Raw genomic sequence first — 280 nt, forward strand, 5'->3', positions numbered from 1 at the left:
CTACAAAGCTACGTATAATTTTTTTATCGAGTTCTTCGGTTAAATTTAACTTTTCAGCCATCGCAAATAAGTGACCATTATTTACCTTTTCACCTTCATGAATAAAGTGTGCAAATACCTCAAAGTAACACTGAGAATCAGTTTTATTAGCTTGTTTAACAGGTTGCACCGAAAAACTCACTTCGCCAGCATTTATAATCGACTTAATTAAGGTACGCCATTGGTTAACACTAAATAATGACTCTTTATCGTTTTTATCAAACGTAGTGTCTTCACCTAT

The 280-nt window shown here is 33.2% G+C and carries 1 protein-coding gene; it reads right to left on the minus strand.

Features of this window, described 5'->3' with window-relative positions; all coding sequences use genetic code 11:
• Positions 1-280 (minus strand): hypothetical protein (locus AAEY88_RS13085; RefSeq protein WP_350563078.1); only part of this gene is annotated, 280 nt, incomplete at both ends.

The sequence above is a fragment of the Psychrobacter sp. CAL346-MNA-CIBAN-0220 genome (assembly GCF_040309805.1).
Lineage (GTDB): Bacteria > Pseudomonadota > Gammaproteobacteria > Pseudomonadales > Moraxellaceae > Psychrobacter.